The 17,874-nt window shown below is 64.5% G+C and carries 17 protein-coding genes; 13 read left to right on the plus strand and 4 right to left on the minus strand.

Going from position 1 to position 17,874, the window contains the following annotated elements:
• Nucleotides 1-60 precede the first annotated feature (60 nt).
• From ACSU1L_RS00250 to ACSU1L_RS00280, 7 genes are all read left to right on the plus strand, one after another.
• Nucleotides 61-351, plus strand: a complete 291-nt coding sequence (locus ACSU1L_RS00250) for a DUF1905 domain-containing protein (protein ID WP_439254206.1) — start codon at nucleotides 61-63, stop codon at nucleotides 349-351.
• Nucleotides 352-402: 51 nt separating this feature from the next.
• The gene (locus ACSU1L_RS00255; protein WP_439254207.1) at nucleotides 403-885 is read left to right on the plus strand and encodes a prepilin peptidase; all 483 of its coding nucleotides are present in this window, start codon (nucleotides 403-405) and stop codon (nucleotides 883-885) included.
• Nucleotides 886-919: 34 nt separating this feature from the next.
• The gene (locus ACSU1L_RS00260) at nucleotides 920-1,135 is read left to right on the plus strand and encodes a response regulator (RefSeq protein WP_438255308.1); all 216 of its coding nucleotides are present in this window, start codon (nucleotides 920-922) and stop codon (nucleotides 1,133-1,135) included.
• On the plus strand, nucleotides 1,125-1,757 hold the full coding sequence (locus tag ACSU1L_RS00265) for a CYTH domain-containing protein (protein ID WP_439254208.1): 633 nt from the start codon (nucleotides 1,125-1,127) through the stop codon (nucleotides 1,755-1,757). Before ACSU1L_RS00260 ends, ACSU1L_RS00265 begins: the two co-directional genes overlap by 11 nt.
• Nucleotides 1,758-1,829: 72 nt before the next feature.
• The gene (locus ACSU1L_RS00270; protein ID WP_438255310.1) at nucleotides 1,830-2,996 is read left to right on the plus strand and encodes a type III polyketide synthase; all 1,167 of its coding nucleotides are present in this window, start codon (nucleotides 1,830-1,832) and stop codon (nucleotides 2,994-2,996) included.
• 16 nt (nucleotides 2,997-3,012) lie between these two features.
• Nucleotides 3,013-3,696, plus strand: coding sequence for a methyltransferase domain-containing protein (locus ACSU1L_RS00275; RefSeq protein ID WP_439254209.1), 684 nt, complete (start codon nucleotides 3,013-3,015; stop codon nucleotides 3,694-3,696).
• Complete coding sequence (locus tag ACSU1L_RS00280; RefSeq protein WP_439254210.1) at nucleotides 3,689-4,807, plus strand: FAD-dependent oxidoreductase; 1,119 nt, start codon at nucleotides 3,689-3,691, stop codon at nucleotides 4,805-4,807. The genes ACSU1L_RS00275 and ACSU1L_RS00280 overlap by 8 nt, the downstream gene beginning before the upstream one ends.
• Nucleotides 4,808-4,949: 142 nt before the next feature.
• Here ACSU1L_RS00280 and lpdA read toward each other — a convergent pair whose 3' ends face one another.
• Both lpdA and ACSU1L_RS00290 read right to left on the minus strand, forming a co-directional pair.
• A complete protein-coding gene (gene lpdA / locus ACSU1L_RS00285) occupies nucleotides 4,950-6,347 on the minus strand; it encodes a dihydrolipoyl dehydrogenase (RefSeq protein ID WP_439254211.1) in 1,398 nt (465 codons plus the stop codon).
• Nucleotides 6,348-6,356: 9 nt separating this feature from the next.
• A complete protein-coding gene (locus tag ACSU1L_RS00290; protein WP_439254212.1) occupies nucleotides 6,357-7,040 on the minus strand; it encodes a copper resistance CopC family protein in 684 nt (227 codons plus the stop codon).
• 99 nt (nucleotides 7,041-7,139) lie between these two features.
• Between ACSU1L_RS00290 and ACSU1L_RS00295 the strand changes: the two genes are divergently transcribed.
• From ACSU1L_RS00295 to ACSU1L_RS00305, 3 genes are all read left to right on the plus strand, one after another.
• A complete protein-coding gene (locus ACSU1L_RS00295; RefSeq protein ID WP_439254214.1) occupies nucleotides 7,140-7,625 on the plus strand; it encodes an FHA domain-containing protein in 486 nt (161 codons plus the stop codon).
• Nucleotides 7,625-8,314, plus strand: coding sequence for a transcriptional regulator FtsR (gene ftsR / locus ACSU1L_RS00300; protein ID WP_439254215.1), 690 nt, complete (start codon nucleotides 7,625-7,627; stop codon nucleotides 8,312-8,314). Before ACSU1L_RS00295 ends, ftsR begins: the two co-directional genes overlap by 1 nt.
• A 99-nt stretch (nucleotides 8,315-8,413) precedes the next feature.
• Complete coding sequence (locus ACSU1L_RS00305; protein WP_438255317.1) at nucleotides 8,414-8,959, plus strand: MerR family transcriptional regulator; 546 nt, start codon at nucleotides 8,414-8,416, stop codon at nucleotides 8,957-8,959.
• Nucleotides 8,960-9,114: 155 nt separating this feature from the next.
• Here the strand turns inward: ACSU1L_RS00305 and ACSU1L_RS00310 are convergent, their stop codons facing one another.
• Nucleotides 9,115-9,927, minus strand: a complete 813-nt coding sequence (locus tag ACSU1L_RS00310) for a ParA family protein (protein WP_439254216.1) — start codon at nucleotides 9,925-9,927, stop codon at nucleotides 9,115-9,117.
• 93 nt (nucleotides 9,928-10,020) lie between these two features.
• Between ACSU1L_RS00310 and ACSU1L_RS00315 the strand changes: the two genes are divergently transcribed.
• From ACSU1L_RS00315 to ACSU1L_RS00325, 3 genes are read left to right on the plus strand one after another with little or no spacing between them, the layout of a single operon-like run.
• Nucleotides 10,021-13,428 carry a pyruvate carboxylase gene (locus tag ACSU1L_RS00315; RefSeq protein ID WP_439254217.1) on the plus strand — a complete coding sequence of 1,136 codons (3,408 nt, stop codon included), beginning with the start codon at nucleotides 10,021-10,023 and terminating at the stop codon, nucleotides 13,426-13,428.
• Between the two features lie 42 nt (nucleotides 13,429-13,470).
• Nucleotides 13,471-15,471: a nucleotide-binding protein gene (locus ACSU1L_RS00320; protein WP_439254218.1), complete on the plus strand. Its 2,001-nt coding sequence runs from the start codon at nucleotides 13,471-13,473 to the stop codon at nucleotides 15,469-15,471.
• Entirely contained in the window at nucleotides 15,471-15,962 is a 492-nt protein-coding gene (locus tag ACSU1L_RS00325) for a peptide deformylase (RefSeq protein ID WP_438255321.1), read from the plus strand. The genes ACSU1L_RS00320 and ACSU1L_RS00325 overlap by 1 nt, the downstream gene beginning before the upstream one ends.
• Nucleotides 15,963-16,038: 76 nt before the next feature.
• Here ACSU1L_RS00325 and ACSU1L_RS00330 read toward each other — a convergent pair whose 3' ends face one another.
• Entirely contained in the window at nucleotides 16,039-17,865 is a 1,827-nt protein-coding gene (locus tag ACSU1L_RS00330; protein WP_439254220.1) for an AMP-dependent synthetase/ligase, read from the minus strand.
• Nucleotides 17,866-17,874: the final 9 nt, after the last annotated feature.

Raw genomic sequence — 17,874 nt, forward strand, 5'->3', positions numbered from 1 at the left:
AAGCTGTGTGTTGATCGTAATTCGCACATCAGACATTCGTTTTCGCGCTACCGTTGACGTATGCAGATCGAGTTCGACAGCCCGGTCACCCGCTGGGAGAAGCGGGTGGAAGCCTGGTACTTTGCGACGCTCCCCGAAGAGCTCTCGCGAGAACTGCGCGAACTGCCCGCCCCTCCGCGCGGGTTCGGATCACTCCGGGTGCAGGTGCGGATCGGCACCTCGACTTGGCGCACCTCGATCTTCTTCTCCGAAGGTGCATTCGTGCTGCCGCTGAAGAAGGCGATTCGCGATGCACAGCAGATTGAAGAGGGCGACACTCTCATGGTCCACCTCGACATCATCGATCTCTGAGTTATCCACAGGGGGTTCATGCGGCATCCGATGATCTCGTAACCTTCCGCTATGCCCTCTGCGACGTTGCTCCGCGAGATCATCGTGGTGCTCGCCCATCTCGCGCTCGCCGGAGTCGGAGTCTGGCTGATCGTGATCGATGCCAGAACGCACCGGCTCCCGAATCGCATCGTGCTGCCGACCCTGGCCGCACTGCTTGCCGTGGTCGGCATCGACGCACTGGCCACGCACAGCACCATCAGACTGACCAGCGGACTCATCGGGATGCTGATACTCGGCGGTTTCTATCTGGTGCTGCGTGCTGCAAGTCCAGGAGGGATCGGTGGTGGCGATGTGAAACTCGCAGCGGTTATCGGCCTGCTGCTGGGATGGCACGGGTGGCAGGCACTCGCGATCGGCGCAGCATCCGCATTCGTTCTGGGCGCTCTCTATGCGCTGGTGCTCATGATGCTGCGGCGGGCGAATCGTTCCACCAGAATCGCCTTCGGCCCGTGGATGATCATTGGCGCGGTGCTGGGTATCGCCGTGGCATAAGCGCGATCCCCAGGCACAGGACTATGGTGAGCACATGGCAATCGCACGACTTCACGGTGGCCCGCTCGACGGGCAGGTTCTTCCTCTCGACGACGCCGAGCAGGACAGTCTGATCGCGCCCTATGGTGCGACGCAGATCATCTATCGACGAAATGGCGATGCCATCAACACCGGTACGAGCGACGGGCCCACCGAGGTAGCTTTCTGGTTTGTCGAGTCCAGCGACGACATCACGCCCAGTGACGACTGAGCCATCGGCTGACGGAGCCTCCCGCAGTTTCGAGGTCGAGCGCAAGTACGACGTCGACACGTCGACCCCGTTGCCGGTCTGGGGAGCGATCCCCGGTGTGGATGCTGTCACTTCCGGTGAGCTGCGCGAGCTGGATGCCCGCTACTTCGATACCCACGATGCCGCACTGTCGCAGTCTGGTGTCGCGCTTCGGCGACGCACCGGCGGCCCTGATGAGGGCTGGCACATCAAGGGGCCGCGCGAGGGCGACGGTCGTCTGGAGCTGGGATGGCCGCTCGGTGACGATGAAACGATCCCGGATGCTGTCACAGCCGTGCTCGCGCGGTGGACGACCGCGCCACTCACTCCATTGGCACGCATCGTGAACAGCCGGACGGCCTATCTGTTCACCGGTCCGGCAGGTGTCGTTGCGGAGTTCGTGGACGATCAGGTGCGCGCCACGGATCTCCGGTCGGGAACCGCTCGCGTATGGCGGGAGTGGGAGATGGAACTCGGACCCGCAGCTCCCGCCGATGATGCGGGTCGCGATGAGTTCTTCGCCGCCGTCGAGGTGGCGATATTCGCTGCCGGCGGACGGCACGCGGCATCCGGATCCAAGCTCGCTCGCGCCCTCGGCGTCTGAACCGCACCCGCACAGCCGCCAGCGCTGCGCAACCCCCTTTTCTCAGGTCTTCTATCGTGCTTGAGTGACGATATGACCCGACCGGCCGTGCTCCGATCGTTGCAGACGATCGTTCCCGATACACCGCTCGTGCAGGACGAGGTTCGCGATGTCTTCGCCGCACAGCCCGATATCGGGCGGCTGGCGAAGCGGATCGTGTCTGCGTCGTTCAACGGTTCGGGTATTGACACCCGGTACACGGTGCTCGAAGAGCTGTCGTTCACTGCCGAGGTCGAATCGCCGCAGTTCTTCGATCGAACCACCGGTCTTCTCCTCGAACCGGGAACGAAAGCGCGCAACGAGGTGTACATCCGTGAAGCGGGCAGGCTCTACGTGGAAGCGGCGCGGCGTGCTCTGGATGGCGCCGCCGACATCACCGCCGCCGATATCACCCACGTGATCACCGTCTCCTGCACCGGCTTCTACGCGCCGGGCCCCGACTATGAGATCGTCCGTGCCCTGGGGTTGAGTGGGAGCACGCGGCGATATCATCTGGGATTCATGGGCTGCTACGCCTCGATGCCCGCGCTTCGAGCGGCCAGCGAGATCTGCGCCGGCAGTCCGGATGCTGTGGTGCTGGTAGTCAGCGTCGAACTGTGCACGCTGCATCTGCGCTCCTCGGATGACCCGGACATGATCGTCGCCACCTCGCTGTTCGCCGATGGTGCTGCTGCGGGGATCGTCACCGCGCGCAGATTCGATTCCGATGCGCCCGGCCTTGCGCTCGATCGGTTTCACACCGGCATCATCCCCGAGGGGGAGAAAGACATGGCGTGGACGATCGGGGATCACGGCTTCGAGATGGTCTTGTCGACGGCGGTCCCGCAGCTCATCGGCGAGCACATTCACGACGCTCTTCGGCCGCTGTACCGCGAAGAAGCTCCCCTCGCTCAGGCATTCGAGGACGGCACGATCGGCGAGCAGATCTCGCATTGGGCGATTCACCCCGGCGGGCGCAGCATCCTGGACCGCGTCGAAGAACGGCTGAGTCTCTCGGAGCAGCAACTTCACCCCGCTCGCGAGGTTCTCAGACAGTACGGCAATATGTCCAGTGCGACGGTCCTGTTCGTGCTGCGGAGGATTTTGGAGGATGCCGGCACGCGGGATGGGGAGCGCGTCGCCGCGATGGCGTTCGGCCCCGGCCTCACCGCCGAGACAGCGCTCATGACCGTCGTCGCTCCCGGGCGCAGTGCGGGGTGATCTCGCGGTTCGCGAGGTGGATGCACGCGAACTGATGGATGATCCGCATGCGGATCCGCAAATGCTGGAGCGCACCTATGACCGCTTCGCGCTGGTCAATGCCGTGGTGTCGCGCTGGCGCACGGTGTACCGACGGGACATCCGCCCGCGCGCGCGGAAGGGGCCGGTCAGAGTTCTCGATGTCGGTGCCGGTGGCGGGGACGTATCGCGGGCGATCGCCCGGTGGTCGCGGCGAGACGGGCTGACGGTGGATGTCGTGGCGCTGGATGCCGATGCCAGAGCCATTCGCTGGGCGAAGAGTCGTGGCGGCGGTGTGGAGTATCGGTGTGCGCATACGACGGAGCTGGTCGGCGCCGGGGAGGTCTTCGACATCGTGATCTCCAATCACCTGCTTCATCATCTGAGCCAGCGGGAGCTGCAGGAGACACTCGCTGATTCGACCCGCCTCGTGAGTAATGAAGGCCTCGTGGTCCATCGCGACATCGAACGCAGCAGGTTCGCCTACCGGGCCTTCGCTGCGGGAACCCTGCCGTTCGCGAAAAATCTGCTCGCAGGCTCGTTCATTCGGGCTGATGGGCTCACCAGCATCCGGCGGGCATTTACCGCAGACGAACTCGCGTCGGTTGTGCCATCGCCGTGGCAGGTGGGACGGGCTTTTCCTGCGCGGCTGGAATTGCGATGGGAGGCTGCGCATGCCTGATCACGACGTCGCGATCATCGGGGCGGGGCCGGTCGGTCTGCTGCTGGCGTGCTTACTCGCTCAAGCAGGGATCGATGTGGGCGTGTACGAACGCCGTAGGGGAACTGATGATCGGTCGCGCGCGATCGGTATCCACCCGCCTGGCCGCGCGGTGCTGGAATCCGCGGGTCTGGGATTACAGGCGCGTCGTGAAGCACTCGAACTGGATGGGGGAGAGGTGATCTGTGACGGCCGGATCCTCGCGTCGCTCTCCTTCAACGCGCAGCAACGAGTGCTGATTCTGCCGCAGCATCGCACGCACGCGTTGCTGGTAGAGCGGTTGGAGCAGCTACATAGCGGTGCTCTGCATCGTGGCCACGACGTTGTCGGCATCCTCGATGATGCGGGTGTCGTCCGGCTATCGATGGATGTGGACGCGGAGCGGCGCGAGGCCTCGGCATCATTCGTGGTCGCTGCAGACGGAGCGCGCAGCGGCATTCGCCAGCAGCAGGGTATCGGCTGGCGTGCGCGGCCGGGGCGCGGTTCGTACGCAATGGTGGACATCCCGGACACGCTGACTGGATCGCGCGTCCAGCTGTACTGTGAGCCCGCTGGGCTGGTCGAATCGTTTCCACTTCCGGGGGATCGAAGGCGCTGGGTCGCCGCAGATCCACGTCGTACCCTCGGCGATGCGGCGTCGTTCGTAGAAGCGATTCGGGAGCGCACCGGCATCCTGCTGCGGTTGCCCGCCCGCCTGCAGCCCACAGCGTTTCAAGCGAGACAGCATCGAGCGGAGCGAGTTGCCGCGGGGAGAGTAGTGCTGGTGGGTGACGCCGCACATGAGACCAGTCCAATCGGCGGACAGGGAATGAGTCTCGGGTGGATTGCCGCGCACCACGTCGCGGCGGCAATCGAGCGATCATTGCGCACGGGCCAACCAGATTTTCGGGAGTACGAGCACAGCGCCCAGCGTGCTGCCGTACGCGCGCAGCGGAGGTCCGCCTTTTATATGGTGATGGGACGTCCCTCGCCGCGCCTGGGCGTGGGCATCCGCAACACCGTGATCAGGGCGCTCGGTACGCCGCTGCTGCGAAGTCGGGCAGCCGGAATGATCACGATGCGCGGCCTGTAGGACGGCTCGGGCCCCGCACACATGCAGGGCGATCGTACGGGCGCAGGGCGACACGCCGTGGGGTGCTCGTACATCCGTGCATTCGCCCTGCAGGTGGACGCAAAGGAGCCCGGCAGAATCTGCCGGGCTCCTTTGCGAAGGATCAGAAGTTGATCATGTGGCCGGCGAGGCCGTGGAAGCCCTCCTGCAGCGCCTCCGACAGGGTCGGGTGCGTGTGCACGTTACGCGCCAGCTCCAGAGCGGTGAGGTCCCACTTCTGCGCGAGCGTGAGCTCGGGGAGAAGCTCGGAGACGTCCGGGCCGATCATGTGCGCACCGATGAGCTCGAGGTTCTCGGCGTCCGCGATCATCTTGACGAAGCCGACAGGCTCGCCGAGCCCGTGTGCCTTGCCGTTGGCCATGAACGGGAACGACACGACCTTGATCTCGCGTCCCTCGTCCTTCGCCTGCTGCTCGGTGAGACCGAAGGAAGCGACCTGCGGCGAGCAGAACGTTGCACGCGGCATCATCCGGTAATCGCCCAGCGTCTGCGTCTCAGCTCCTCCGATGGTCTCGGCTGCGACGACGGCCTGTGCCTCGGCGACGTGCGCGAGCTGAAGCTTGGCGGTGACGTCGCCGATGGCATAGATGCCATCAACGTTCGTCTTCATGTAGTCATCGATGTCGATCGCGCCGCGCTCGGTGAGCTTCACGCCGGTCTTGTCGAGGCCGAAGCCCTCGATGTTCGGGGCGAAGCCGACCGACATGAGCACCTTGCCAGCGTCGATGGAAGCCTGGTTGCCGTCCTTGCCGGTGTAGGTGACGGTAACGGAGGAGCCGTTGTCGACGATCGTCTCGACCTTGGTGGAGGTGAGGATGTCGACACCGTAGTTCTTGTACTGCTTGGCGATCTCCTTCGACACATCGGCATCCTCATTGGGAAGCGCGCGGTCGAGGAACTCGATGATCGTGACCTTCACGCCGTAGTTCGTCAGAACGTAGGCGAACTCCATGCCGATGGCGCCGGCGCCGACGATGACGATCGACTCCGGCAGTTCGCGGGAGAGGATCTGCTCCTCATACGTGACGACGTTCTCGCTGAGTTCGACGCCAGGAAGCAGGCGAACCTTCGAGCCCGTGGCGATGATCGCGTTGTCGAACGTGACCTCTTCGGTGGTGCCGTCGGCCTTCGCGACCGAGATCGCCTTCGGGCCGGTGAAGGTGCCGCGACCGTCGTACTCGGTCACCTTGTTCTTCTTCATCAGGAAGTGGATGCCCTTGACTCGGCCATTGGCAACCTCGCGTGAGCGGTCGAATGCCTTGCCGAAGTCGATGGTGAATTCACCGGAGATGCCGAAGAAGTCGGCCTTGTGCTTGAGGGTGTGAGCAAGCTCCGCGTTCTTCAGAAGAGCCTTGGAAGGGATGCAGCCCACGTTCAGGCAGACACCGCCCCAGTACTTCTCTTCGATGATCGCGGTCTTCAGACCGAGCTGAGCGCTACGGACCGCCGCGACGTAACCGCCGGGGCCCGCGCCAAGGATGACGACGTCGTAATGAGGCATGTCTAAAGCCTATCGCTCTGTGGGGGCGTCTGAACCGGTTGGAGAAGCGTTCTTCCTGCTGCGAACGATCAGCCAGGCAACGACGCCTGCGGCGATCAGAACGCCGACGATGGAGATCGTCCAGATCCATCCCGTCGCGGGGGACGCATCCTGCGCGTCCGGCGCCGGGGCGGCGGTTTGCGTGGGTTCTGCATTTTCTTCTGCGCTCGGCGCAGAAGAGGGCTCGCTTGACGGCTCGGCTGATGGCTCTGCGGACGGAGTGGCGGAAGGCTCGATCGGATCGGGCACCGTGCTGGTTGTCGTCGTGAAGCCAAACGCGCCGTCGGTGGGATGCCCATCACTGGAGAGGACACGCCATTCCACGTGATACTCGCCAGCTGCCGCCTCCGACAGGAGGGGCTGAGTCACCACTGCGCCGTCGACGGTCGGCTCGCCATCGATGACCGAGTTGCCGTCGGCATCCACTACCTTAATTGCCGTCGTTCCCTCACCGCTGATCAGCGCAGCGCTGAACGTGAGGGTGAGCTCTTCCGGCATCGTCTCGATAGTCGAGTCTGCGGCCGGGTCAGAGGCGATCAGGGCATCATGAGCGGCCGCGGACTGCGGCCACGCGAAGAGGAAAACGAACGCTGCCAGCAGAGTTGCCGCAAGCGCTGTCGGAACCAGAGGGCGTCGAAGAGTGAGTGTGCGCACACCTTCACCATAGGAAATGCCTCTATGCGAGCGCTGATACAGATTGACCCTCCCGAGGGCGGTCGCAGATCAGTTAGTCTGGACACGAGGAGGGCCACCGTGACAGATTACGAAAGCCGATCGGCACAGAACGCGGCGATTCACCGCGACGGCGAACAGAAGCACGACGCCACACAGACGTTCGGGCACGACTCCGATCTGTCTTTCGTGCCTTTCGGGGCAGATCTGACCGAGGTAGAGCAGACGGCGATCGCCGCGCTCCCCGCTGGAGCCGCGCTGCTGCTCGTTCGCTCGGGGGCACTTGCTGGCGCCCGCTACCTGCTGGACACCGACGTCACCACGATCGGTCGCCACCCCGAGGCAGACATCTTCTTCGATGACGTGACGGTGTCTCGTCGGCATGCCGAGATCACGCGATCCGGTGGCGCCTTTGAGATCATCGACCAGCGTTCCCTCAACGGCACCTACGCCAACGGTGAGCGCGTCGACCGCAGCATCCTGTCGAACGGATACGAATTGCGTGTCGGCAAGTTCCGACTGAACTTCTTTGCGTCGCCCGCAGATCTCGCAGCGGCACAGAACTGATGGCGGCACTTCATCCCCGCGACCGCTCTGCGTCCGCGGGGCTTCTCAGTATCGGTCAGGTGCTTGCACGACTCACGCCCGAGTTTCCCGATCTGACGTCGAGCAAGTTGCGCTTCCTCGAGGTCCAGGGAATCGTCAGTCCGTCTCGTACGGATTCCGGCTATCGCAAGTTCTCACAGGGGGATATTGACCGCCTGCGGCTGGGACTGACTCTGCAGCGCGACCATTATCTTCCGCTCAGCGTCATCCGTGATCAGCTCGACGAGGCAGCGGCCAACGGTGAGGCAGCAGCAACCCTCGCTCCGCCGCCATCGATCGTTCCCGCCCCCCGTCGCTATCGCCGGGACGAGCTGCTGTCCGCAGCGGGAGCAGGTCCGCAGATCTTGAACGATGCCATCAGCACCGGGATCATCACCGCCGCTGAAGCCTACCCAGAGTCCACGGTCACGCTGCTGCGCGGCCTGGTGGCTCTTGACCGTCACGGAATCGAACCTCGCCACCTGCGCACGCTCCGTCAGAGCGCCGAGCGTGAGGTGGCGCTGATCGAGTCGTCGCTGTCGTCATTGCTTCGGCGAACCGATGCCACGTCGCGTGGAAAAGCCCGCGAGATGGCACCAGAGCTTGCCACCAAGATCGACGAAGTGCGGGCAATCTTCGTGCGCGAAGCACTCGCTCGAGTGCTTTCGTAACGAACTGATTGCGACACACCTTCGCCCCGGCTCGGATGTCATTGCCGGTACCGGGGCACTGCTCTAGCGTGGAGGTAAGCACTCCAGAGAGGAATTCAAATGAAAGCGGATGGGCTTACAGGCGACCCGCAGTTCGTGACCGAACTCCTCTTCACCGACGGGCTGCCAGCCATGGACGACGAGGTTGGTTACCGCGGTGCGGTCGCTGCCCGCGCGGCCGGCATTACCTACCGCCAGCTGGACTATTGGGCTCGCACCGAACTGGTCATCCCGACCGTTCGTGGTGCCAGTGGCTCCGGTTCGCAGCGCATGTACGGCTTCCGCGACATCCTCGTGCTCAAGCTTGTCAAGCGACTCCTGGACACCGGCATCTCGCTGCAGCAGATCCGCATCGCCGTTGATCAGCTTCGTGCAGCCGGCATCCGTGACCTGGCCGGCACCACGCTCATGAGCGACGGTGCATCCGTTTACCTGTGCACGTCGAACGATGAGGTCATCGACCTTGTCAGCCGCGGCCAGGGCGTCTTCGGCATCGCCGTCGGCAAGGTACTCCGCGAGGTCGAGTCAACGCTTGTCGAGTTCGAGCCCACGGCTCCTGAGCCCATCGACGACCTCTCGGCGCGCCGCGCGAAGCGCACCGCCTGATCCCCACGCCCACTCCAGACACCGCTTCGCGCTGCCTGGAGCCTCGGGGCGCGAGGCCCCTGTCGTACCGGTGCCGTACTCGATAGCGGGCTCGATAACCGGCGCAAATAAAAAACGCGCTCAGCGATGCTGGGCGCGTTTTTCGTATCGCTGAATCAGGCCTGGGCGCCGTTCTCCGGCACCGGAACCCGGCCCGTGCGCACAATGCGGTCCAGCAGCAGGTCGAAGTCAGCAGCGAGCTCCTGTGCGGAGTCTCCGGGCCAGATGTGCAGCGGCTTCGCGGCGCCCTGCGCCTGCTGAAGCGACGTACGCTCCGGCAGTTGCGGTGACAGCACCAGCGGGCCGAACATGTCGCGCAGTTCCTTGATGCGGAACTGGTGCTCGATCGACTGCGGGCGTACGCGGTTCACGACGATTCCCAGCGGCTGAAGACGGGGGGAGAGACCGCGGCGAATCTCTTCGATCGCGCGCAGCGCACGATCGGCTGCTGCGACGGAGAAGAGACCGGGCTCTGTGACGACCATCACTCGGTCACTGGCCGCCCACGCGGTGCGGGTCAGAGCATTCAGCGACGGGGCGCAGTCGACCAGCACGAGGTCGTAGTCACTCTCGACCGAAGCCAGAGCTTCCTCGAGCTTCCACACGTCGCGAACGCTCGGGTGTGGGCCATCGAAGTTGATGGCAGAAGGACTGCCGATGAGTACATCGATCGTTCCAGGGTGAACCTTCGCCCAGCCGCTGGAGGTGATCGCCTGCCGGACAGTCTTCTCCTTCGGATTCGCCAGAACGTCGGCGATGTTGAGCCGGCCGGCGATCTGAATGTCCATCCCTGTGGACACATCGGACTGTGGATCGAGGTCAACGACGAGCGTCCGGACTCCTCGGGCGAAGGCCGCTGAGGCCAATCCGAGAGTCACGGTCGTTTTGCCGACGCCTCCCTTGAGAGAGCTGACGCTAAGTACGTGCACGTAGACCACGTTACCGTCCCCTAGGCTTGGAAAACACTCAGCCCCGCCCCATGTGCGTCGAAAATGCCGCATATCGAGCCCTCAGAGGTGCGCATGTTCCAGAAGATTCTTGTGGCCAACCGTGGTGAGATCGCCATTCGCGCGTTCCGGGCTGCTGTCGAGGTGGGAGCGCGCACTGTTGCTGTTTTCCCATACGAAGACCGCGGTTCCCAGCACCGGTTGAAGGCTGATGAGGCCTACCGGATCGGAGAACGCGGACACCCTGTTCGCGCGTATCTCGACGTTGACGAGATCATTCGAGTTGCTCAAGAATCCGGCGCCGACGCGATCTACCCCGGATACGGATTTCTCTCCGAGAATCCTGATCTCGCAGAGAAAGCGGCAGCCAACGGCATCGTCTTCATCGGGCCGCCTGCGTCAGTTCTGGAAATGGCGGGCAACAAGGTCGAAGCCAAACGGCATGCGGTAGAGGCCGGTGTGCCAGTGCTGCGCTCTACCGAAGCATCTGCCGATGTCGACGAGTTAGTCGCTCAAGCCGATGACATCGGATTCCCGCTGTTCGCCAAGGCCGTCGCCGGCGGTGGTGGTCGCGGAATGCGTCGGGTAGAAAGCCGAGGTGAGCTCGCACCCGCTCTGGCAGAGGCGATGCGCGAAGCGGAAAGCGCCTTCGGTGACGCGCGCATGTTCCTGGAGCAGGCCGTTGTGCGCCCCCGTCACATCGAGGTGCAGATCGTCGCCGATAAAACCGGTGAGACTGTGCACATGTTCGAGCGTGACTGCTCGGTGCAGCGGCGCCACCAAAAGGTGGTGGAGATCGCTCCTGCCCCGAACCTCGACGAAACGATCCGTCAGGATATGCACCGGTACGCCGTCGCCTTCGCCCGATCGATCGGATACGAGAACGCTGGCACAGTGGAGTTCCTGCTCGAGACAGCAGGGGAGCGCACCGGTGAAGTCGTCTTCATCGAGATGAACCCCCGCATCCAGGTCGAGCACACGGTCACCGAAGAGGTCACCGATGTCGACCTCGTGCAGACCCAGATGCGAATTGCCGCGGGTGCCACGCTGGCCGAACTCGGACTCCAGCAAGGCGACATCCACCTGCGCGGCGCGGCGCTGCAGTGCCGCATCACCACAGAAGATCCAACGCAGGGATTCCGCCCGGACACCGGCAAGATCACCACCTACCGTTCGCCCGGTGGCGCCGGCATCCGCCTGGATGGTGGCACGGTGCACCAGGGCGCCCAGATCAGCCCGCACTTCGACTCCATGCTGTCCAAACTCACCTGCCGGGGCCGTGATTTTGAGACCGCGGTGGGACGCGCACGCCGGGCCCTCGCAGAATTCCGCATCCGCGGCGTCTCGACGAACATCCCGTTCCTGCAGGCGCTGCTCGCCGATGACGCGTTCGTCGCCGGCGATGTCAGCACGTCGTTCATCGACGAGCGCCCCGACCTGCTGCAGGGGCGGGTGTCGAAGGACCGCGGTACCAAGCTGCTGAACTGGCTCGTCGACGTCACCGTCAACAAGCCCAACGGAGCGCACCCGGGAGCAGCCGACCCGGCGACGAAGCTGCCTGTTCTCGACCTGAGCACGCAGCCCGCCCCGGGATCACGCCAGCGTCTGTTGGAGCTGGGACCGGAGGGCTTCGCTCGGAGTCTGCGCGAGCAGAGCGCTCTGGCGATCACCGACACCACCTTCCGTGACGCGCACCAGTCGCTGCTCGCGACGCGAGTGCGCACACGTGACCTCGTCGCTGCGGCCCCGTACCTGGCACGTCTCACACCCGAGCTGCTGTCGGTGGAGGCCTGGGGTGGTGCCACATACGACGTCGCCCTGCGCTTCCTCGGGGAAGACCCCTGGGAGCGGCTGGACAAACTGCGTGCGGCGCTGCCGAACATCAACATCCAAATGCTCCTGCGCGGACGCAACACCGTCGGGTACACCCCGTATCCCGCGGCGGTCACCGAGTCGTTCGTCAGCGAAGCGGCGGCGAGCGGCGTCGACATCTTCCGCATCTTCGATGCGCTCAACGACGTCGAGCAGATGCGCCCGGCGATCGACGCAGTCCGGGCGACAGGAACAACCGTCGCCGAGGTCGCGCTGTGCTACACCGGGGACCTGCTGAATCCCGCCGAAGACCTGTACACGCTCGACTACTACCTCGGCCTCGCCGAGCAGATCGTCGATGCCGGCGCGCATATCCTGGCGATCAAAGACATGGCGGGCCTGCTGCGTCCAGCCGCAGCTGCCAAGCTCGTCACGGCGCTGCGTGAGCGCTTCGACCTTCCCGTGCACCTGCACACCCACGACACCCCTGGCGGCCAGCTGGCGACTCTGCTGGCGGCAAGTGATGCCGGCGTCGATGCGGTCGATGCGGCATCCGCGCCGCTGTCGGGCACGACCAGTCAGCCCTCGCTCTCGTCACTGGTGGCGGCGCTGGAACACACCGATCGCGACAGCGGTCTCGATCTGGCCGGCGTGTCGGACCTCGAGCCCTATTGGGAAGCCGTGCGCAACCAGTACGCGCCGTTCGAGTCGGGCCTTCCCGGCCCCACCGGGCGCGTCTACCACCACGAGATTCCGGGCGGACAGCTGTCGAACCTGCGTCAGCAGGCCAAGGCGCTGGGCCTGGCAGATGACTTCGAGCTCATCGAGGACATGTACGCCGCGGCGGACCGCATTCTCGGCCGTGTGCCGAAGGTCACTCCGTCGTCGAAAGTCGTCGGCGACCTCGCGCTGCACCTCGCAGCGGTGCGAGCCGATCCAGCGGACTTCGAGGCGAACCCCGAGAAGTACGACGTGCCGGATTCGGTCGTCAGTTTCATGGCCGGCGAACTCGGTGATCTGCCTGGCGGGTGGCCGGAGCCATTCCGCACGAAGGTGCTCGCAGGCCGTGAGGTGCGCAGTGCATTCACGGAGATCTCAGCGGATGATGAGAAGGCGCTGGCCGGCAGCAGCCAGGAACGGCGTGAGCGGTTGAACACTCTGCTGTTCCCGGGCCCGACGAGTGAGTTCACGCAGCTGCGTGAGATCTTCGGCGATGTCTCCGTCCTCGACACCAGCGACTACCTGTACGGGCTCGTGCAGGGCCAGGAGCACCTGGTGGAGATCGATCGCGGCGTGCAGCTCTACGTCGGTCTCGAGGCGATCGGCGAAGCAGACGACCGCGGTATGCGCACGGTCATGACCACATTGAACGGACAGCTGCGGCCGGTGTTCATCCGGGACCGCTCGGTGGCTGTCGATGCGCACCAGGTGGAGAAGGCAGACACGTCCAAGCCGGGGCAGGTGGCTGCTCCGTTCTCGGGTGTCGTCTCGCTGAAGGTCGAGGTGGGGGCGGTCGTTCGTGCGGGTGAACCGGTGGCATCCATCGAGGCGATGAAGATGGAAGCGGCTATCACCGCACCCGTCGACGGCGTCATCGACAGGCTCGCAATCGGTGCCACTCAGCAGGTTGACGCGGGTGACCTTTTGGTTGTAATCAGTCCAGCCAAGTAATCTTGTGCGGGCGACATGCTCGCACAAGCTTGGAGTGACACAGTGACACCGAAGAACACACCCGATTCTCCGGAGGACGATTCCCTCGGCGTTCTCGACGAGGCCGCCTCGTTGGATACGACCGCCTTGGGCATCCTCGGGCAGACCGCGCAGGTGAATGTCGCGCTTCCGCGTGACGAAGACGACGACCTCGTCGACGACTCCGTTGTGGACGGTGAGATCTACTCGGAGCTCGTCATCGACGGCGAGACCGAACTCCCGGCACCGTCGGCAGAGACCGGACGCATTCTGCTGGACGGTTCCGGAATCATCATCGAGCTCCCCGCCACGGAGCCTTCCTCAGAACCCGTTGCGGATGCCGTCGACGAGATCGTCGATCCCGTGGTCGAGCCCGACACCGGTGACCGGACGGATGCTGCCGCCCCAGTTTCTGCGGATGAAACAGTGATCGCCGAGGTCGTCGCAGAGCCCGAAATGCCGGCGCCGGCTGCCGCTGCTTCGGCTGCGGCCGCGGTGGACGCGGCAGCAGGGAGCTCCCGGCCCACGCCTGCGGCTAAGAGCACGCCCAAGGCCAAAGCCAAGGTCAAGACAAAGGCCAAGAAATCGACGCCCACCCCGGCCGAGACGACAGCGCCTGCGACTCCGAAACCCGCCGAACCCCGGCCCGCAGCATCCGCCGCACAGAAGCCGGCCGCATCCGCCGCGCCGGCCGCGCCGGCCGCGCCGGCCGCGCCGGTCGCACAACCGGTGACCCCGGTCGAAAAGCCGGTGGAGCCGAAGGCGGAAAGCGCGACATCCGCGTGGATCGCGGCGGCTATGAAGCAGGATGTCACCGCAACCACGTCCACAGAGTCAGTGGCTACAGCATCCGAGTCGACCCAGACCGGGTCGCCCCTGACAACGTCGGCGCAGACCGCGCCCAAGCAGTCAGAGAACGCACCGGCAGAGACCCTGCCCGCCGAAACGAAGAGCGAGACCGTGACCACTTCCCAGGAAGACCCGAAGCCGACTGAGACGGCGCTCGCGCAGCGCCCCGTGGCGGCCCGTCCAGAGGTCGCGCTGACCTCCAAGCGTCTGGGCGACCAGATCGGCCAGTCCAACCGCGAGTCAGCCGATCTGCTCACCGCCGACCGGTTGCTCGACCCGCAGCGGCTCACCAAGCCCGAGCCCGAGGGCGGCTGGAGCCGTTTCCTGTACACGATCTCCGGTCGCAAGCTCAACATCGGTGATGGCAAGAAGGTGCGCGCACGCAAGGCGTTGAGCGCTCGGATTGCAGCACCGCTGGCCGGTGGCGCCCGGTTCGTGCCGGTGCTGTCGCGCAAGGGTGGCGTGGGCAAGACCACGATCACGGCTCTATTGGGAATGGCTCTGGCGGATGCCCGTGACGACCGGGTCATCGCTGTCGACGCGAACCCGGACCGGGGAACGTTGGCCGACCGAGTCGTGCGCACCAACGGCCGTTCCGTACGCGACCTCGTTCGTATCCACGACGAGGTCAAGGGCTATCACGACATCTCCGCGATCGTCGCGCGAGACACCACCCGACTCGACGTGCTCGCCTCGGATTCCGACCCGCGTGTTGCCGAAGCCTTCAGTGACGACGACTACCGTGACGTCGCTGATGTTGCAGCGCACTACTACTCGCTCGTGCTCACCGACACCGGCACCGGCATCGTGCACTCGGTCATGGGCGCGACGCTTGATCTGTCGGATCAGCTCATCATCGTGTCTGGGCTGAGCGTCGATGAGGCACGTCTCGCATCGGAGACGCTGACCTGGCTCGAGACCAACGGCTACGAGGATCAGGCGCGCGGCGCCATCATCGTGCTCAACCAGTCAACTCCCGGCAGCCCCCTGGTGCGGCTGAACGAGCTCGAAGCCCACTTCGGTACGCGCGCGCGCAACGTCGTGCGGATGCCGTACGACACGCAGATCGCCGGCGGCGGAACCATCGTGTTCTCCAACCTCCAGCCGGAGACCCGCAAGGCCGCTCGGGAACTCGCAGCATCCCTCATTGAGGCCCTGCGTACGAGCGCAGCCTGATGACCGTTCGGGAGATTCGCGTCTTCGGCGACCCGGTGCTGCGAACCGTCTGCGCACCGATCGAGGAGATCGATGACGGGATCCGGTCATTGGTCGCTGACCTCGTGGACAGCGTCGAGCTGCCCGGACGTGCCGGCGTCGCAGCCCCCCAGATCGGATTCGCTGTTCGTGCATTCAGCTACAACATCGACGGCGACATCGGTTACGTGCTCAACCCGGTACTGACCGAGGTGCGTGGAGACCCGGTGCCGACCGGGGAGGGCTGCCTGTCTGTGCCCGGGCTCTGGCATGACGCGCTGCGGCATCCCTGGGCACGTGTCGAAGGCATCGACCTCGATGGCAACCCGGTGATCCTCGAGGGCGAAGGTCTGCTCGCGCAGGCGCTGCAGCACGAGACCGATCACCTCGACGGCAACCTCTACCTCACCCGTCTCACACCCGAGGATCGCAAGATTGCGATGCGCCAGGTTCGCGAGAGCGACTGGTTCTGATGCGAACTCCGTAGCCTGCTCAACGAGAAATGCCCCCGCGATCGCGGGGGCATTTCTCGTTAGGGAGCTTGTGCGCTCAGCCGATGGCGACGTTCGTGGTGTGCACCGGCTCGTCGTAGATCGCCGAGATCTCATCGGCGAAGTCCGACACGATCACGTTGCGCTTGATCGAGAGCTTCGGCGTGAGGTGGCCGCTCGCCTCGGTCCACTCCGATTCGAGGATCGTGAACTTGCGGATCGATTCTGCGCGGGAAACCTTACCGTTCGCGGCGTCGATGGCGCGCTGCACCTCGGCACGGACTGCCTCGTTCTTCGAGGCATCCGCAAGCGGCATGCTCTCGTCGAGTCCGTTGTTCTTCAGCCAGGTGGGTAGCATCTCGGAGTCAAGCGTGACCAGTGCCGCGATGAACGGCTTCTGATCGCCGACGACGACAACCTGACCGATGATCGGGTTCGACCGGATGGGGTCCTCCAGGGCGGCCGGTGCGACGTTCTTGCCGCCGGCGGTAACCAGGATCTCCTTCTTCCGACCCGTGATCGTGAGGAAGCCTTCCGAGTCGAAACTGCCGATGTCTCCGGTGCGGAACCAGCCGTCGTGGAACGACTCGGCGGTCGCCTCGGGGTTGTTCCAGTACTCCTTGAAGACGTTAATGCCCTTGACTTCGATCTCTCCGTCTTCGCCCAGGCGAACTCCGACACCGGGAAGGGCGGGACCGACCGTACCGATCTTGGACTTGTCAGCGAGGTTCACCGTCGCCGGTGCCGTGGTCTCGGTGAGGCCGTAGCCTTCGAGGATCACAACGCCGAGGCTGTGGAAGAAGTGTCCGAGGCGTGCGCCCAGGGGAGCGGAACCGGAGACCGCGTAGGCGATGTTGCCGCCCATCGCGGCGCGGAGCTTGCTGTAGACGAGCTTGTCGAATAGTGCGAACTTGATTTTCAGCCCCAGCGGGATCTTCTTGCCCGCTTCGAGGAGTTTGGAGTGTTCGATCGCAGCATCCGCCGCGGCGCGGAAGATCTTGCCCTTGCCGCCCGCTTCGGCCTTCTGCTCGGCGGAGTTGTACACCTTCTCGAAAACACGGGGAACAGCGAGCAGGAAGGTGGGCTTGAAGGATCCGAGCGCCTCGAGCAGCTGCTTCGTATCGGGCTGGTGCGCGGTACGGACACCGGCGTGGATGTTCAGGATCGAGATGAACCGGGCGAACACGTGCGCAGTCGTGATGAACAGCACCGTCGATGCGTTCGGCATTCCCACAACCTTGTCGAGCGCCTTGGCCGAGTTGCGGGTCAGCTCGACGAAGTTGCTGTGTGTGAGAACGCAGCCCTTGGGGCGACCCATTGAGCCGGAGGTGTAGATCAGCGTCGCGATGTCAGAGCCCACGGCGATATTGCGGCGGCGTTCGATCTCAGCATCCTCAACGCCAGCGCCAGCCGCGGTGAGCGAGTCGATGGCTCCGAGATGCAGCTGCCAAACCTCACGAATGAGGGGGAGATCTCCGCGGACCTCGTCGAGCTTGGCGAAGTGGTCCGCGGATTCGACGATGAGCGCGCTGGCCCCGGAATCCTCCATGATCCACTGGATCTGCGCGGGGGAGCTGGTCTCATAGATCGGGACCATCACCGCACCGGCGTAGAACAGCGCGAAGTCGACCAGCGTCCATTCATACGTGGTGCGCGCGAGGAATCCGACCTTCTCGCCAGGCTGGATGCCAGCGGCCGCGAAACCCTTGGCAAGGGCGATCACTGCGGTCTGGAAGTCGGCGGCGCTGACATTGTGCCAACCGGCACCGCGAGGAAGAGAGAACAGTGCGAGATCGGGCGTTGCCTCGACGCGCTTCACCAGCAGATCGGTGATGTTCGCCTCTGGATCAGCGGGGACGATCGCAGGAACTTCAATTTGGACCACGGCAACTCC

It is taken from the genome of Microbacterium sp. A94 (assembly GCF_051842855.1).
In the GTDB taxonomy this organism is placed as follows: Bacteria; Actinomycetota; Actinomycetes; order Actinomycetales; family Microbacteriaceae; genus Microbacterium.

What these genes read in the sequence shown, in the direction of transcription:
- ACSU1L_RS00250 (WP_439254206.1), top strand. Translation starts at nt 61, where the DNA reads ATGCAGATCGAGTTCGACAGCCCGGTCACCCGCTGGGAGAAGCGGGTG.
- ACSU1L_RS00255 (WP_439254207.1), top strand. Translation starts at nt 403, where the DNA reads ATGCCCTCTGCGACGTTGCTCCGCGAGATCATCGTGGTGCTCGCCCAT.
- ACSU1L_RS00260 (WP_438255308.1), top strand. Translation starts at nt 920, where the DNA reads ATGGCAATCGCACGACTTCACGGTGGCCCGCTCGACGGGCAGGTTCTT.
- ACSU1L_RS00270 (WP_438255310.1), top strand. Translation starts at nt 1,830, where the DNA reads ATGACCCGACCGGCCGTGCTCCGATCGTTGCAGACGATCGTTCCCGAT.
- ACSU1L_RS00280 (WP_439254210.1), top strand. Translation starts at nt 3,689, where the DNA reads ATGCCTGATCACGACGTCGCGATCATCGGGGCGGGGCCGGTCGGTCTG.
- lpdA (WP_439254211.1), bottom strand. Translation starts at nt 6,347, where the DNA reads ATGCCTCATTACGACGTCGTCATCCTTGGCGCGGGCCCCGGCGGTTAC.
- ftsR (WP_439254215.1), top strand. Translation starts at nt 7,625, where the DNA reads ATGGCGGCACTTCATCCCCGCGACCGCTCTGCGTCCGCGGGGCTTCTC.
- ACSU1L_RS00305 (WP_438255317.1), top strand. Translation starts at nt 8,414, where the DNA reads ATGAAAGCGGATGGGCTTACAGGCGACCCGCAGTTCGTGACCGAACTC.
- ACSU1L_RS00315 (WP_439254217.1), top strand. Translation starts at nt 10,021, where the DNA reads ATGTTCCAGAAGATTCTTGTGGCCAACCGTGGTGAGATCGCCATTCGC.
- ACSU1L_RS00325 (WP_438255321.1), top strand. Translation starts at nt 15,471, where the DNA reads ATGACCGTTCGGGAGATTCGCGTCTTCGGCGACCCGGTGCTGCGAACC.